Source organism: Pseudoalteromonas sp. Scap06 (assembly GCF_013394165.1).
In the GTDB taxonomy this organism is placed as follows: Bacteria; Pseudomonadota; Gammaproteobacteria; order Enterobacterales; family Alteromonadaceae; genus Pseudoalteromonas.
Map to the genome: position 1 here is coordinate 1,890,061 of NZ_CP041330.1, position 15,581 is coordinate 1,905,641.

General features: G+C 38.6%; 16 protein-coding genes and 1 pseudogene. 10 read left to right on the forward strand and 7 right to left on the reverse strand.

Annotation, left to right across the window (positions count from 1 at the left end):
- Positions 1-169: 169 nt before the first annotated feature.
- Positions 170-439, reverse strand: a complete 270-nt coding sequence (locus FLM47_RS08685) for an HU family DNA-binding protein (protein ID WP_010390237.1) — start codon at positions 437-439, stop codon at positions 170-172.
- A 231-nt stretch (positions 440-670) separates the two neighbouring features.
- Between FLM47_RS08685 and FLM47_RS08690 the strand changes: the two genes are divergently transcribed.
- Entirely contained in the window at positions 671-1,312 is a 642-nt protein-coding gene (locus tag FLM47_RS08690; protein ID WP_138605975.1) for a CPBP family intramembrane glutamic endopeptidase, read from the forward strand.
- Between the two features lie 54 nt (positions 1,313-1,366).
- On the opposite strand, the gene FLM47_RS08695 is transcribed toward FLM47_RS08690, so the two are convergent.
- The gene (locus tag FLM47_RS08695) at positions 1,367-2,791 is read right to left on the reverse strand and encodes a sodium-dependent transporter (protein ID WP_010390240.1); all 1,425 of its coding nucleotides are present in this window, start codon (positions 2,789-2,791) and stop codon (positions 1,367-1,369) included.
- 188 nt (positions 2,792-2,979) lie between these two features.
- Between FLM47_RS08695 and FLM47_RS08700 the strand changes: the two genes are divergently transcribed.
- The 5 genes from FLM47_RS08700 (at position 2,980) to FLM47_RS08720 (ending at position 6,113) form a co-directional block, all read left to right on the forward strand.
- Positions 2,980-3,282 carry a YciI family protein gene (locus FLM47_RS08700; protein WP_178956170.1) on the forward strand — a complete coding sequence of 101 codons (303 nt, stop codon included), beginning with the start codon at positions 2,980-2,982 and terminating at the stop codon, positions 3,280-3,282.
- 161 nt (positions 3,283-3,443) lie between these two features.
- Complete coding sequence (locus tag FLM47_RS08705) at positions 3,444-3,704, forward strand: PepSY domain-containing protein (RefSeq protein ID WP_010390245.1); 261 nt, start codon at positions 3,444-3,446, stop codon at positions 3,702-3,704.
- A 3-nt stretch (positions 3,705-3,707) separates the two neighbouring features.
- Positions 3,708-4,382: a response regulator transcription factor gene (locus FLM47_RS08710; RefSeq protein WP_010390247.1), complete on the forward strand. Its 675-nt coding sequence runs from the start codon at positions 3,708-3,710 to the stop codon at positions 4,380-4,382.
- Positions 4,376-5,713, forward strand: coding sequence for an ATP-binding protein (locus tag FLM47_RS08715; RefSeq protein ID WP_178956171.1), 1,338 nt, complete (start codon positions 4,376-4,378; stop codon positions 5,711-5,713). The genes FLM47_RS08710 and FLM47_RS08715 overlap by 7 nt, the downstream gene beginning before the upstream one ends.
- Entirely contained in the window at positions 5,700-6,113 is a 414-nt protein-coding gene (locus FLM47_RS08720; protein ID WP_178956172.1) for a hypothetical protein, read from the forward strand. Before FLM47_RS08715 ends, FLM47_RS08720 begins: the two co-directional genes overlap by 14 nt.
- A 111-nt stretch (positions 6,114-6,224) precedes the next feature.
- Here FLM47_RS08720 and FLM47_RS08725 read toward each other — a convergent pair whose 3' ends face one another.
- Complete coding sequence (locus tag FLM47_RS08725; RefSeq protein WP_178956173.1) at positions 6,225-6,575, reverse strand: VOC family protein; 351 nt, start codon at positions 6,573-6,575, stop codon at positions 6,225-6,227.
- 112 nt (positions 6,576-6,687) lie between these two features.
- Entirely contained in the window at positions 6,688-6,984 is a 297-nt protein-coding gene (locus FLM47_RS08730; RefSeq protein WP_178956174.1) for a hypothetical protein, read from the reverse strand.
- 786 nt (positions 6,985-7,770) lie between these two features.
- Here FLM47_RS08730 and FLM47_RS08735 point away from each other — a divergent pair.
- Positions 7,771-8,854: pseudogene (locus FLM47_RS08735) on the forward strand (flavin monoamine oxidase family protein).
- A 42-nt stretch (positions 8,855-8,896) separates the two neighbouring features.
- Here the strand turns inward: FLM47_RS08735 and FLM47_RS08740 are convergent.
- Positions 8,897-9,940: an AI-2E family transporter gene (locus FLM47_RS08740; RefSeq protein ID WP_010390257.1), complete on the reverse strand. Its 1,044-nt coding sequence runs from the start codon at positions 9,938-9,940 to the stop codon at positions 8,897-8,899.
- A gap of 433 nt (positions 9,941-10,373) precedes the next feature.
- On the opposite strand from FLM47_RS08740, the gene FLM47_RS08745 reads away from it, so the two are divergent.
- Positions 10,374-11,264, forward strand: coding sequence for a TIGR01777 family oxidoreductase (locus tag FLM47_RS08745; RefSeq protein WP_178956175.1), 891 nt, complete (start codon positions 10,374-10,376; stop codon positions 11,262-11,264).
- Between the two features lie 134 nt (positions 11,265-11,398).
- Positions 11,399-12,577, forward strand: a complete 1,179-nt coding sequence (locus FLM47_RS08750; protein WP_178956176.1) for a GGDEF domain-containing protein — start codon at positions 11,399-11,401, stop codon at positions 12,575-12,577.
- A 62-nt stretch (positions 12,578-12,639) separates the two neighbouring features.
- Here the strand turns inward: FLM47_RS08750 and FLM47_RS08755 are convergent, their stop codons facing one another.
- Both FLM47_RS08755 and FLM47_RS08760 read right to left on the reverse strand, forming a co-directional pair.
- A complete protein-coding gene (locus FLM47_RS08755) occupies positions 12,640-13,299 on the reverse strand; it encodes a DUF2987 domain-containing protein (RefSeq protein WP_256729707.1) in 660 nt (219 codons plus the stop codon).
- A complete protein-coding gene (locus FLM47_RS08760) occupies positions 13,292-14,101 on the reverse strand; it encodes a glucosaminidase domain-containing protein (RefSeq protein WP_138609487.1) in 810 nt (269 codons plus the stop codon). The genes FLM47_RS08755 and FLM47_RS08760 overlap by 8 nt, the downstream gene beginning before the upstream one ends.
- A 181-nt stretch (positions 14,102-14,282) precedes the next feature.
- On the opposite strand from FLM47_RS08760, the gene FLM47_RS08765 reads away from it, so the two are divergent.
- Positions 14,283-15,575, forward strand: coding sequence for an anti-phage deoxyguanosine triphosphatase (locus FLM47_RS08765; RefSeq protein ID WP_178956177.1), 1,293 nt, complete (start codon positions 14,283-14,285; stop codon positions 15,573-15,575).
- Positions 15,576-15,581: the final 6 nt, after the last annotated feature.

The following is a 15,581-nucleotide window of genomic DNA, read 5'->3' on the forward strand; positions in this document are numbered from 1 at the left end:
AATATAACACGCTGAATATAATAAGGTTTTATAAATATGAATAAACAAGTAATGTAAATTATTTACACTGATTGCAGATACTACAGGCAAAAGTAATAAAGCAAAGAGCCTGTAAGCTAAATAGTGGCTTTTGGGGAAGAAGCGAACTTACAGGCACTAAAGTTTTAAATTAAAGGCGCTCTTTTAACGCTTTTGCTGGTTTAAATACGGCTTTATTAGCCCCTTGTATTTCAATCGCTGCACCAGTTTGTGGATTACGACCAGTACGCGCTGGGTAGTAACTAAGTGCAAAAGTACCAAAGCCTGAAATTTGTACCTGATCGCCTTCAGACAGCGACTTTGTAATCACTTTTTGTAAGCTGGTTAACGCAGCTTGTGCGTCTTTTTTTGTTAATTCACTCGCATCCGCAATAGCTGCAACCAATTCTGCTTTATTCATTTTTTGCTCCTAAATACACGCCTAGGCTTAAACCTATTAACGTGGCAATACAATGATGTAAAAATAAAAGCAGGCAGGCTAAGGGTTGCAAGGGGGTAAGTCAACCTTAACCGGAAGCCAAGTGCCTTAGTAAGACTCATTGGGTTTAAATATAATCAGCTTGACTGTTTTATAGTCATAAAGATGACTTAATCGTTTGCTAAGGTGAAATAAAAATCACCGTGAGCAAACGTGAACGCTAATCAATACCGCTGGTTTGAATTTACCTTTATCTTTATCATTCTGCCTTTAATTGGCTTTAATATTCGCCAATATTTATCTAACTGGCTTATTCCAGCACTGATCATCCTCATGAGTGTGTGCTGTATGTTGTTATTAAACGACAGCCACTTTAAACGTTTTAGATTAACTAGCTTGGGGCAGTTTTCTGCTGTGAAGCGCCGCATGTTTAGTTTTTTCTTTATTGGCGCATTATTTTCGGGGGTATTTTACAACTTACTTTACCAAGGACACTGGTTTACTTTACCTCGTGAAAATCTCACCGACTGGCTAATGCTATTAATGCTCTACCCTTTATTGTCGGTGATCCCACAAGAATTAATATTTAGAACCTACTTTTTTCATCGTTATAAGCGCATTATGCCCAGTAAATGGCTACGCATTATTATAAGTGCGAGTGTATTTGCACTGGCACATATTGTTTACGCTAATTGGGTTGCAGTAAGTTTAGCATTTATAGGCGGATTACTATTTGCATATACCTACGCACAAAGCCGCTCAACCTTTGCCTGTGTTCTTGAGCACAGCTTATGGGGCATATGGATGTTTACCCTAGGGATGGGTGACTATTTAGACTCTGGTGCACTGAATTAACAAGCAGCAATAAAAAAGCCGCGACAGGCGCGGCTTATTTAGATTTAGTTTAAATTAAAAACCAAAAATACTGATATCAAAAAACTTCGTTGCAACGGTATTTACAAAAATGATTAATAATATCGCTGGAATAAAGGTTTGCAGTGAAAAGTTAACGTACTTTTCCATAAAGCTATTAGCATAATTAGGAGAGCCTTGTCTTAGCTCTTCGCTTAAGCGAACTTTTTTCCATTTATACATTACAAACAAACACACCATTAAACCATTTAAAGGCAATATTGTGTCGTAAAATACGTCATAAACAACATCAAAAAAGCTCTTATTACCACTACCGTAGCTAGTAAAAGTAGTTAGGCTGTCAATCATACCAAACGACATAATACACAAAATAGTTAATATACCGGTTGATAAAGTGAGTATGCCCAGCGCTTTTTTACGGCTAATGCCTTTACGATCGCTTAGTGTTGCTGTTGGTACTTCAACAATAGATACCAGTGATGTGATAGCAGCAAAAAATACTAATAAGAAGAAAATAAATGCCACGGCTGATGCGCCAAAGTAACCAATATCATTTTGTAGCGCTAATAAAATTTTTGGAAGGTAGACAAAAATCATTGAAACTGACGAGTCAGATAACTTAGCCGGATCGGTATTTGGGTCAAAGCTAAAAATAGCCGGTAACACCATTAAGCCTGCTACAAACGCAACCAGTGAGTCGGTAATAGCGACCATTTTAGCACTGCCTACAATGTCATCTTTTTTCGAGATATAAGATGCATAGGTAATTAAAATACCCATACCTAACGACAATGAGAAAAACGCTTGGCTCAATGCACCGTTAAGCACGCTGGCATTCATTTTACTAAAATCAGGAATAATGTAGTACTTAACACCGGCCATGGCGTTATCAAGAGTGAGTACGTAACCCACCAATATAATAAGCATGACAAATAAAGCTGGCATTAAAAATTTAGCTGCTTTTTCAATGCCGTCTTTTACGCCACCGACCAAAATTAGGTTAACAATAACTACTACCAGCGCCATATAACCAAACACGGTATAGCTATTTATAAACTCACCAAAGTGTCCAGGGTTTGCCAGCATATCTAAATTACCCAGCGCGGTTTGGCTCAAGTAACCAAAAATCCACACCGTGATCACCATATAAAAAACAGCAATCATAAATGGCGTTAATACCGCTAAAAAGCCAGCAAATTTCCATTTTTTGTCGTTATTAGCTAATTTTTTGTATGCACCTAGCGGGTCTTTTTGTGCATGACGACCCATGGCCATTTCAGCCATCATTACGGGTAAACAAATGAATGCGACAAACAAAGCATAGACGAGCAAAAATGCACCACCGCCATTCTTAGTCGCAGAAACTGGAAAGCCTACTAAGTTACCAATACCTACAGCAGAGCCTGCCGCTGCCAATATAAATCCTAAGCGGGAGCTAAAGTGCTCTCTATTTTCACTCATGTAATAACCTTGTTATTATTTATCTTATCCAAGGGACTCTACCAGTGTTACGCAACGCTTTTCAAGCAATTACCGTGTAAAAAAACATTCTTGCTGTAAACATCGCCATAAACACTTTTAATTCACCATTTATCAACGCTATGCTAGTATGCAGTTAATTAAATTTAACAAGTTTTGAGAGTATTTATATGTTGTATATGATTTATTCAACAGACGTCCAAAATAGTTTAGAGCACCGTAAAGCGGCTCGCCCAGCTCATTTAGCGCGCTTACAAATCCTAAAAGACGAAGGCCGACTATTAACCGCAGGTCCACTTCCGGCCATTGATAGTGAAGACCCTCAAGATTCAGGCTTTACGGGTTCTTTAGTGATTGCTCAATTTAATTCTTTAGAAGACGCCAGAGAATGGGCGGCAGATGATCCTTATGTTGCCGGTGGCGTATATGAAAACTCTATTGTTAAACCATTTAAAAAAGTGTTCCCTGCTTAATTAAACTATGACCACCCTGTTTAACTGCAACCAGCAATTCAGGGTTTGTTCACTCATTTTTAATTAAACTTTGCTTACTAAAAACTTAAATACGCCGCAAGGTATTAAAGTTTTAATGGCTTAGTTTTTAAGCTAGGCAGGTCTGTTCTAGGAGTTCCGTAATGCGTGTATTATTAATACTCAATTTAATCGCGGTAGTGTGTTTGGCTAATTTTGCCCACGCAAACAATACCAAAAGCAAAACCGATAAAGTTGAGGTAAGTAAAAAAAAAGCAGTAATACTTGCAAAACAAACTACAGACGGTACAACGTTAAAGATCTCTGAAGAAACACTTTTTTTTACTGTACGAATTTTAAAAGCTGACGGCCACGTCGTCGATTTGAAAATAAACAAGAAAACTGGCGAAGTGAAAAAGGATTAACCAATGCGAATTTTAGTAATAGAAGATGATTTACATTTGGCAGACAACCTGCGCAATGCATTAGAAAAAGAGCGTTACAGTGTTGATTTATGTCACGACGGTGAAGCGGGCCTTTTTCACATCACTGAATACCCTTTAGATATGGCTGTAGTTGATTTAGGCCTACCTAAAATAGACGGTATTGAGCTAATAAATAAAGCACGCGCCCAAGGGGTGACTATTCCTATCTTGATTTTAACCGCGCGCGATCGCTGGCAAGACAAAGTAGAAGGCCTAGATGCCGGTGCTGACGACTACCTAACTAAGCCATTTCATGTGGAAGAACTGATTGCTCGCTGTAATGCGCTTATTCGTCGCAGTGCTGGTAAAGCAAACCCAGAAATGACAGCAGGCCCTATTAAAATTCATACACGTTCACAACAAGTATGGGTAAACGATAAAGAGCTGAGCTTAACTGCGTATGAGTACAAAGTACTCGAATACTTAATGGTTAACCCACAAAAAGTAATTTCAAAGTCTGAGCTTACAGAGCATATTTACGACCAAGACTTTGACCTTGATTCGAACGTAATTGAAGTGTTTGTACTACGTTTGCGTAAAAAACTCGACCCAGATGGCGTGCTTAACCCAGTGGAAACACTGCGTGGGCGTGGCTACAGGCTTAAAAGCCAGTGGTAACACCGCAAATTTCGTTAAAAATAAGGCAAGGATTTATCCTTGTCTTTGTTTTGTTAGTCGCTCTACCTATTTTGTTTTACTCCATAGGTAAGGCGTATTATGCGTCACTTGTTGATGCCACCGAAAAAAATCTCGAAGCACACCTGTATTCACTTATTTCCGAAGTTGATTTTACCGAGCGTGGCATTATTATGCCCAGCTCTATTTTAACCCCCGAACTCAACAACCTAAACTCAGACACCTACGCCATGATTTACCGTGACGACATGCCTATTTGGCATTCTGAGTCGGCGGTTAACGTTAACTTTGTTCCCCAATATATAGAACCCAAAGCAGGCGCTGCCGATTTCAGACGTGTGGTGTATAACAACACCACCTACTGGCAATTAAGTTTAACGGTAATACTTAATAATATTGACCAATCAGAGCAAGCACGCTTTATTTTATTAAAACGTAACGATGCCCTACTGCGTTTAATGGATGGCTTTAAGCAAACCTTAGTCGATTGGATGTTTATTATGGGGATTGCCATTGCAGGGTTAATGGCCATTGGTTTTATTTGGAGTGCACGACCTCTGCAACGTCTAGATAAAGAAATAAAAGCCATTGAATCAGGCGATATTCAAGAAATTAAAGGCTTATACCCCGTTGAACTGCAAACCATTAAAGCCGACCTAAATTTACTATTAGAGTCGCAGCAACGCCAAAAAGAGCGATACCGCGCCTCTCTTAGCGATTTAGCCCATGCACTTAAAACGCCGTTAGCTGTTTTAAAATCAAGCCCATTAGCTAACGATGCTGATGCACAAGAACAACTAGACAGAATTAATGTGATGATCGAGCACCAATTAAAACGTGCAGCCACAGGTGCTTCCGATACATGGAAAAAGCAAACCCCTATCAAGCCGGTTATCGATTCTATCTTAAGTGCAATGAGTAAAGTATACCGAGATAAAGACATTATATTTAATTGCCAAGTGAGCGATAAAGATTATTTTTTAGGTGATAAAACCGATTTAATGGAGTTATTAGGCAACTTAATAGATAATGCCTGCAAAGCCTGCCGCTCCCAAGTCAGTATTAATGTTTCACAAGATAGAACGCTCAGTATAAGCATTTGTGATGACGGCCCAGGCATTAAGCCAGATAAACGTGAATCATTGTTACAACGCGGTACGCGCCTTGATACCTACGAAAGCGGACACGGTGTTGGAATGGCTATTGTATCTGACTTAGTTAAGTCGTATCACGGGCTGTTAACTATATCTCAGTCGCAACGTTTAGGCGGTGCAGAATTTATTCTCGAGTTTAATTATCATGAAAAAAAATAACTACATCCTTTGTTTTAGCTTAAGCCTTTTATTGTTTTGGACACAGCAAAGTATGGCTGCTGAGCAACAATGTACATTGCAAAGCAACGCCCTGCCAGAGCAAATTAAAGATTACACACAATGTTTAGATGCCAAATTAAATAAAGTGCAACAGCAACAAGACAGTTGGATCCAAAAGCGCACTTTTGAACTGGCCGAATTAGAAAGTGAAACTGGTAATACCATCATTTTATCACTGTTTAAACAAAGTATTAACGCCAAAGATAAGTACATACAAAAAAGCTGCCAGTGGCGTTATATGTTAAAACAACCTAATTCACTGGAAGCTGTAGTAACTTATAAAGAGTGTGAAATAGCAATGATAGAGCAATTCATTCAGCAGCTTAAAATGGGGCTTTAACCAACTCTTAATTAAACATTATTTGTTGTTTCTTGTTAATTTCGTGGTTAGTATTTTGGGAAGTGCAGCCTTAAAGGCTGCATTTTTGTAGTTATATACTTTGTAATGTGATTACTCTGACCACACCGCAAATTCATTTCCATTTGAGTCGCTAAAGTGAAATCGTCTACCACCTGGAAATGAAAATGTAGGCTTAATTATTTTGCCTCCAGCTTCCTCAATTTTATTTTGAGTCGCTTCAAGGGCATTACTATATAACACAATTAACGGGCTTCCGTTTTTAGTAGCAACAACCAAGTCAGATTTAAAGAAACCACCATCAACACCTTGCCCTGTAAAACTACAATATTCTGAGCCATAATCCTCAAATGACCAGCCAAACACGTCACTAAAAAAGGCCTTAGTAGCTTCAATATTTTGTGCAGGAATCTCAATATAGTTAATTTTATTATTTTGAGTCATTTTAGTTTTTACCCTTATTCTTGTTTATATTATTTGCGACTTGGACTAGTAATATACAAAGGTAGAAGCAATGCTCGATAATCATAAGCAAACTTCAGGTATTTGAATTGCACTACTCAACCTGTGCTTTTTCCCACCATGGTTTGGAAAAATCAACTTTATCCTCTGGAATAACCATTGGGTGTTTTCTCAAATAATACGCCCAGAAAGCTTTTTCATATTTTGGGTTATAAATTTTAAAATTCCCTTGGGCTTTATACTCTTCTAGAAGTTTACGATAGGCACCTACAGGTTCATGAGGGTTTCCTTGTTGGAAAATAACTGTGCCTCCATACGTTTCATAAAGATACTTACTAATTTTGTAAGTTTTAACGACGTCTCTATTTGCTCTAAATGAAGCTTCTTTCATTTCAGAAGTTAATATATCTGCCGATAAATCAGGATAAGAGCGCTTATATCTTTTAAAAAAGCACAATAACCATAAACTTATTTTTCATAATCTACTTCCATGCTTGGTAATACATGCTTAAGATAAAAAAGTGCTTTTCATTTTTATCTGCTTAAAGCTTTTGTTAGCCATCAACTGAAAAGTACTAATGTTAATAGGGAGATAATCGAATACGCCTCATTTAAGTTAATATCTCGAAATTTAAATAAATCGGTAAATAATCGATTCCATATATTTCGAAAAATTTCTGCAAAAACTAGCATCATTGTTATAAGCATTACAAATAACAACAGTGATTTAAACAACGAAGATTCAAAGAACAAATCAATGAAAATAGTGTTCGATTCGGAGTATGGCTCATAATAGATTAACTCGTGCACAGTTATCACTAGCAGTGCCACAAATGTTGCTACTGCGTTAAATGTTGTTGTGATTTCCTTCTTCATAAACCTTCCTTTGTTTAGTATGACTGACAATTTGATAGTCCGTAACTCGCGTATATTTATGCCAGCGCAGCTTTAGCTAATTTATTGTATAGTTTTAACAAATTAGCTAACATATTACTATCATTAAGTTTTTATTATTTTAAAGCATAATTAATTAGCACTCTGTTTCCGCTTGGCTCATTTTCCTGAATATGAGTGAACATTAAAGCTTACTCACTTAGCCCATAAAACGTTTTGACAAATTTGCATAAAAACCACAAACTACCTACCAGTAGATTGACTTAGCTAAAGTGATTTTAAAATGCGTAAACCTGTGGTTATTATTGGTGGTGGCTTAGCGGGCTTATATGCTGCTTACAACCTTAAAAAACGTGATATTCCGTTTTTATTATTAGAGGCCAAAGCCAGTTTAGGTGGCAGAATTGCGTCTCATTATTTACCGACTAGTAACACCATTAGCCACGATTTAGGCCCTACCTGGATATTTCCGCAACAGCCTAATATTCAACAATTAGTTGCTGCTTTAAACATCCCCGTGTTTGAACAATACACCCAAGGCGATGTGTTGTATCAAGCATCGCATACTGCCCCTGCACAGCAAATTGCAGGGGCTGGCGAAATGCAGTTATTTAGAATACAAAACGGTATGAGCAAGCTTATCAATTTGCTTTATCAGCAGCTTGAGCCAAACACCGTTAAATTAGAGCACGCTGTTAGCGAAGTAAAAACGCTCTCCGATGGCTGGTATATAAGCGCTAATTACCAAGGGAGTACGCAACACTATACTTGCGATCAGTTACTATTGGCGTTACCGCCTAGAATGATCAGCCAACATTTAACCCCGCATTTATGGGCTGATAATGGTTTAGCACAGCGTTTAGCGTCGGTGCCTACGTGGATGGCAGGCCAAGCAAAGTTTATTGCCACTTTTGAGCACGCTTTTTGGCGAGATAGAAATTTATCGGGACAATGTTTTAGCCGTGTAGGCCCATTGGTAGAAGTTCATGATGCGTCAGCCAGTGAGCATTCTTACCCTGCTCTGTTTGGCTTTATTGGCGTGCCTTACTTGCAGCGCAGTAAAGTGACCAGAGAACAATTAACCCAAGCTTGCCTTGATCAGCTCAGCTATTTTTACGGTGAGCAAGCCTATACAGCGAAAAAGCTGCATTATAAAGGATTGGGCTGAGGATGAATTTGTTGCCAACAGAGATGACCAAATAGGTGTATCGCAGCATCCTGAATTCAATTTTTCAGGGCTTAGCGAGCAGCTTAAACAGTTAAAAGTGCATTTTGTGGGGAGTGAATTTGCACAGCATGAGGCAGGCTATTTAGAGGGGGCTATAAACGCTGTAGATAGCGCCTTAGCTAATTTAATGAATCCTTAGCTTTTTAAAAGGCGTGCAATGTAGGCACGCCTTTATAAGGTATCAGTCTTCTGATTTGATAACGGTTTCTTCACCTGTGCCAAGCATAGTAGCTAACCAACGCCCTTCATCACTGGCTTCAAGTGCTATTTTTACAATCATGGTTAACGGCACTGATAGCAGCATACCCACAGAGCCTAATAACCAGCCCCAAAATATTAATGATAAGAACACCACCAAGGTAGAAAGCCCGAGGCCTTTACCCATGTATTTTGGCTCTACAATATTCCCCATAACGGTATTAATAGTTAAATAACCCGCGCCGACGAGCCCTGCCACTAATGGACCTTGCGTAATAAGCGCCAGTAACAGTGCTGGCACAGCCGCAATGATTGAACCAATGTTAGGAATGTAATTAAGCATAAATGCCAATACGCCCCATAGTACAAAATAATCAACATCGAGTATCCACAGGTAAAAACCAGCAATTACACCGGTAGCTAAACTCACTAAGGTTTTAATGGCTAAATAAGAGTTAATAGAGTCTAAAAAACGGTCAATTTGCTTAATTTTGCTGTCGGGATCGTCCAGTGCTAAATGAATTTTTTTGCCAAGTATCGGCCCTTCAAACAGCATAAAAACAACTGTTAAAATAATTAAAAACATATTGGCCATTACGCTACCTAAACCCGTTAGCATATTGGTGGCAACATCAACCATTTTGCCAGGATCAAACATAGACAAAATTTGTTCTTTATTAATTAAAATATTGTATTGTGAGGCTACATCAACCAACCATACAAATTCTTCTTTTAATTGTGCTTTATATTCAGGTAATTGTTTTGAAAAATCGTTAACCGACTGCCCTACTAAACCGCCTAAGCTAACCCCTAAGCCCATAATAATAAGCACCACAAGCACTACCGCTATGCCTTTTGGAATACGGTAACGAGCAAAAAAATTAATGAGTGGGCTACAAATTATGGCTATAAATGCTGCCAAAATAAACGGAATAACAATAGCGCTTGCGGCTTTAATACCCGCCAGCACAATGACCAAAGCGGCAAAAATTATTAAGCTTTTATTTACCCCAGTTAAACTTGCCAATACTATTATCCTATTACTGTTATTTGGCTTTAGTGTAAGGCAAAAGCTAATAGAATGAAATGTTTAAGGGTCTGTTGGACTTTCAAGATTAGATTTGCAGCCGTCTTTTTGGTATTAAGGCAAGACAGAGCCTATGTGGTGTGGTTGTTCCCCATAAATAGGCGATAACGTAGCATTAATGCCAAACAGGCGCTGCCCAAAGGGTTCTGCCTAGGGGCAATTAACTCTTTGTTGCTCGGTTTTGACTTAGCCCACTAGGTTACAAACCTCCCGCCGCGATTAAATTGCCCCTAGTTTGAACAAATATTAATCCGCAAAGACCAACAGACCCTAGGTGATCATAAAAATTATTGGTACGTATAAGTTTGCAAATCGTTGAGCTGGAGAGTATAAATTTTAAACATCCTGCTTTTTTTATAATTTCGGAGTTGCAATGCATATATTTTTTACTGGCGCCACAGGCTTAATTGGTAGGCACCTTTGCCCTTTCTTGTTGCACCACCACGATGTTACTGTACTGAGCAGAAACCCAACCAAAGCAAAAGTATTGTTAGGGCACCAGGTTAACGCTATTGATAGCCTTGAAGATGTTGATTTTAATACCGTTGACGTGGTTATTAACTTAGCCGGTGAACCTATTGTAAATAAACGTTGGAGTAATAAACAAAAAGCAGTCATTCGCGATAGCCGAATCATTGTTACGCAAGCGATTAGTGATGCTATTAAGCAGTGCCATACCCCGCCACATACTTTTATATCTGGCAGTGCAATTGGTTATTATGGTCGACAAGGCGACACTCTGGTTGATGAAAACAATACAGAGCCTCATGATGAATTTAGCCACCAACTGTGCAAAGATTGGGAGCAAGCAGCTTTAAAGGCTGAGTCTGACGAAACTCGAGTGTGCTTATTACGTACCGGTATTGTATTGGCTAAAAAAGGCGGCGCGCTTGGTAAAATGTTACCAGCATTTAAGCTTTGCGTAGGTGGTCCAATTGGCAATGGTGAGCAAGGTATGTCGTGGATCCATATAGATGATATGGTTCAGCTCATTTTATTTTTAATTCGCAATAAACAAATATCTGGTGCTATCAACGCTACAGCCCCTGAGCCGGTAAGTAACAAGCAGTTTAGTAAATCATTAGGAAAAGCATTATCTCGCCCTGCGTTTATGCCTATGCCTGCTGGGGTGCTTAATATATTAATGGGTGAAATGGCCGACTTACTTACTACCGGCCAGTATGTGGTACCTAAAAAAGCATTAGACCATAACTATCGTTTTCACTTTACTAAAATTGACGCTGCATTAGAAAGTTTAGTCTAGCTACTGGCCTTAACGGGTTAAGTTTGTAGTAGGGGGTAAAGTTAATACTTTTTACCCTCTTGCTATTTTTGTGTTACTACCTAATACTTATAGCTGTATAAACGCCTTCAATTAGCTAAAAGAGCCCCTTAAACATGCTTCATTTACCTACATTAATTAGCCTCTGTTTTATTCTTAACTTGTTTATTGCTGTGTTCTTTTTTTCTGTTTATAGATACAAAAAACAACCTTGCTATTTATTTTTTGCGACCGCCTGTTGCTCGTTTATTACCGCAATTGCACTAATTGGTTTAAGAGATTTTATTGAGTTTCCATTATTAACCCATTTTTTTGCTTACGTTTTTATTATTTTAAGCCCATTACTCATTATTTTAGGGTTAATACCACAAAGCCAAGCGCCCGCGATAAAATTAACGCCTTTATACTATGCAAGCGCCATGTGCTGCACGCTTTTACTTGCAGTGTACCTTATTGATGCAGGGCAAATTATTACCAGTATTATTGCTTCTGTATTATTTAGCTACGCTGCGTATTTAATGATTAAAACTCCAAGTGTTGCTGTAGTCCAACAACGCTTACTCGTTGCCTGTTTTGCAATACACAGTGTGGTGATGCTGTTGCAAGTTGTACTCCTTGTTTTGCTCTATTCAAGCCAAATAAGTCAAGCCAGCTTAGCTTTTGGATTACAGTTGTTATTGGTAACGCATTTATTTTTAACTACCGCTACTGCGCTAATTTTACCGTTTATTAAGTTTGCTAATGCTGAGTCTAAACTAATAAATTTAGCGAATCACGATCCTTTAACACAGCTTTTAAACAGGCGTGGATTTTTCCGTTTATGTAAAAAAATAACTAAAACCGCGCCTCTTAACAGCAGAGTATCGTTGATCATGCTCGATATTGACCTGTTTAAACAAGTGAACGACCAATACGGCCATGAAACTGGCGATGAAGCGATAAAGTGGATTGCACAACATATTAACGAATTGTTTTTTGAGCTTGGAGTTACTGCTCGGATTGGCGGAGAAGAGTTTGCTATTTTTCTTAATCAACAGAACTTAGCGCAAGCTAGGCTGTTAGCTCAAAAGCTTTGTAGTAGCATTAATGAATACCCGTTTTATTTTAATGGTAATAGCATTGCACTGTCTGTAAGTGCTGGGGTAAGTAGCATGTTAGTGCGCGAACTAAATATGCAAGAACTGTTGTTGCAAGCCGATAAACGGCTTTATCTTGCTAAAGAAACAGGCCGAAATAGAGTGGTCACCCACGATGAAAAAAGCTTGTTAGCAAAAGCCCCCTCTGCCATCATTTAATTTAGTCATAAAAAAACGACATCATAGTTGATGCCGCTTTTATACGTTTACCATTTTTATGGTTACTTACTGATCCAAGGCGTTACTTTAACAACCTCGTTAATATCAGCTAATATGGTTGTGTTATCTTCCCAGCTATCGGTTACTTCAAAATAACACACTGACTTTTCGCATGTTATAAGCTCATCATCAAATTGCTTTGGAGTTTTAAAGGTAACAACCACGCCTTTTTGTTCAGGCAATAAAAACCACATTAGTTTGCTAACAAAAAAGCCAGATAGGTCTGTTAATAGCTCTTCAAGCTCATTATTAATAACTAATAACGATTGCTTTGATAACGCCAGTCCATCTAGTTCATTAGCTTCTATTTGTAACTTTAACTGACAGTCGTGAACCGGATTTTTTGGCTGAACTACAATCACCGCTTTATCGGTATCTAGCTGTTTATCGAACGGTAATAGCAATTGCGCTTTGTCGGTATAATTAAGCGGGTACTCATTTTTTTCAGTTAAAATAGTACCACTCTTAATACTACATACTTCGTTAGTACCAATATCGCTAATATAAAAGTTTACGCGGGCGTACTGAAAGTCCCCTTTGTTTACCACTTTTAAACGGTCGTAAAAACCGTCGTACGACATTACAAACTCTTTAGCAACCGCACTACTAGCGGCTATTGCAAAAAAGCTGGCTGTAACTAATTTTAATACCATTTTATTCATTAAAGTACGCTCGGTTTTGATTTATCATTGTATTTAATTCTTCAATGTACGCTTCACCACGTTCAGAGTAAGACATTAAACCATACGTTAATTTAGTCGCTAAAATAGGTTTTTGTTGTGCGCGTAAGTCTTCGCGTATAGTACGTAACTCTTTGTAAGCATTGTGGGTATTAATATTTTTAAAATAAGAGCTTACTGCTGCACGTACCGATTTAAATGCAGCCACTTCATGCTCGGCTTCACTATTACGTCTTCTTGGCACCATGCCACAGCCTTTTTTGTAGCACCATTGGCCAAAAAAGTTTAAGCCAATTCGTGCAAAACGCGAAGTACCCCATGCAGACTCATTGGCTGCCTGCATTAAGGCCATTTCTTTAGGAATGATGTCTACGCGGCGCAGTGCTTGGCTTAAAGTAATGGTATCTAAGGTTTCAGATAATCCGTACGACTTAAGTATTTTTTTAATATCACCCGTTTGTTTTTTACTGAGCGGTTCACTGTGCTCTATCATCATGCGTGCAATTTCAAGGTTTGCACGTTGTTGTAAAATCTTTTTGTTTTCGGCTTCTACATGAGGCTTAATAAAGTTAAAAAACGCATGTTTTTTCTCTTTCACATCAGTGAATTCTGAGAACTTTGGCAACTTAACGTTGTGCAATGGTTTTTCTTTCTTCTTCTGTTTTTTAATATCGTTAGTGCTGGTTTGCTCGTCTGATACTAGTTCATCAGCATCAATAAACGGAAGGGTCAACGCCCAAATAACAACGGCGGCTAACAACAACTGAAAAATAGTTTTTAACATGTATTATCTCAATTTAACTCTAAGTTATGTATGGTGTAGTCACATACATACGAAACATCATTATACCTAAGCCACTTTATAAACGCGAATACTGAACAACCGAATAAAATTCATACACCTATTGCTTACAATTTATAATATACTAAGTGCTAAAGCCGAAGACGAATTGATAGGTTGAGACATGGATAAACAGTGGCAAAATAGAATAATTGAACAATATAAGCACCGCCCTAACGATAACCGCTCTCCTTGGCAAATAGACCGCTCACGAATCATTCATGCTGCTGCATTTAGGCGTCTTCAAGCTAAAACCCAAATAATGGGTATTGGCTTAAACGACTTTTACCGTACACGCCTTACCCATTCATTAGAAGTCTCGCAAATAGGCACCGGCATATTACGCCATTTAAAGGCCCAACATCCAAGCTTTGAACATTTTCCATCTACTGGATTGCTCGAAACCCTATGTTTAGCGCACGATATAGGTCATCCACCGTTTGGGCATGGTGGCGAAATTGCACTTAACTATATGATGCGTGATCATGGTGGTTTTGAGGGTAACGCACAAACACTGCGCATTGTGGCAAAGCTAGAGCCCTATAGTAACGGCTACGGCATGAACTTAACTAGACGCACCTTGTTAGGATTTATTAAGTACCCAGCTTTTATTGATAACCTTTGGCATAACATCCCACAAGAAACTAAACAGCGTGCGTTTATAAAAGCCGATGACTGGCGACCAGCCAAAGGTATTTACAATGACGATGCCGCGATATTTAATTGGATTATTGAGCCTCTTAGCGCAAGTGATAAAGCGTTATTATCTAGCCAAGAACACGCAGATGCTTACCGCGCTAAAACCCGTTATAAATCACTCGACAGTGCCATTATGGAACTGGCTGATGACATTGCTTATGCCGTTCACGATCTTGAGGATGCAATAGCTACCGATGTTCTTAGTTTAGACGATTGGCTAACCCATGCATTGCCGCATTTACAAGCACTTGACTATGACTGGTTAAACACTTTGCTGGAGTCACTCTCCAAGCGGTTATTTTCAAAGTATGAACATGAGCGAAAAGACGCCATAGGCGAACTGGTGAATACCTTTATTATTCATATTCATTTAGATACCCAAAACGATGAATTTGAGTGCCCTATTTTAAAGCACACCGCAAAATTAGATCAGCAATACGAAAATGTGCTACAGATCCTCAAACACTTTGTATTTCAGCGTTTAATACGCGACCCGCAAATGCAGCAAATAGAATTTAAAGGGCAAAATCTACTCATAGAATTATTTACTGCGTTTGCCAGTGATCCGCTGCGCTTATTACCCGAAACCACGCAAGCACTGTACCTTGAAGCTGAGAAACATAATCAAGGCATGCGTATTATTTGTGACTATTTAAGCGGTATGAGCGACGAATACGCTTATAAAACCTATCAACGGTTGTTCTCTCCTATACAATAAGTTAGC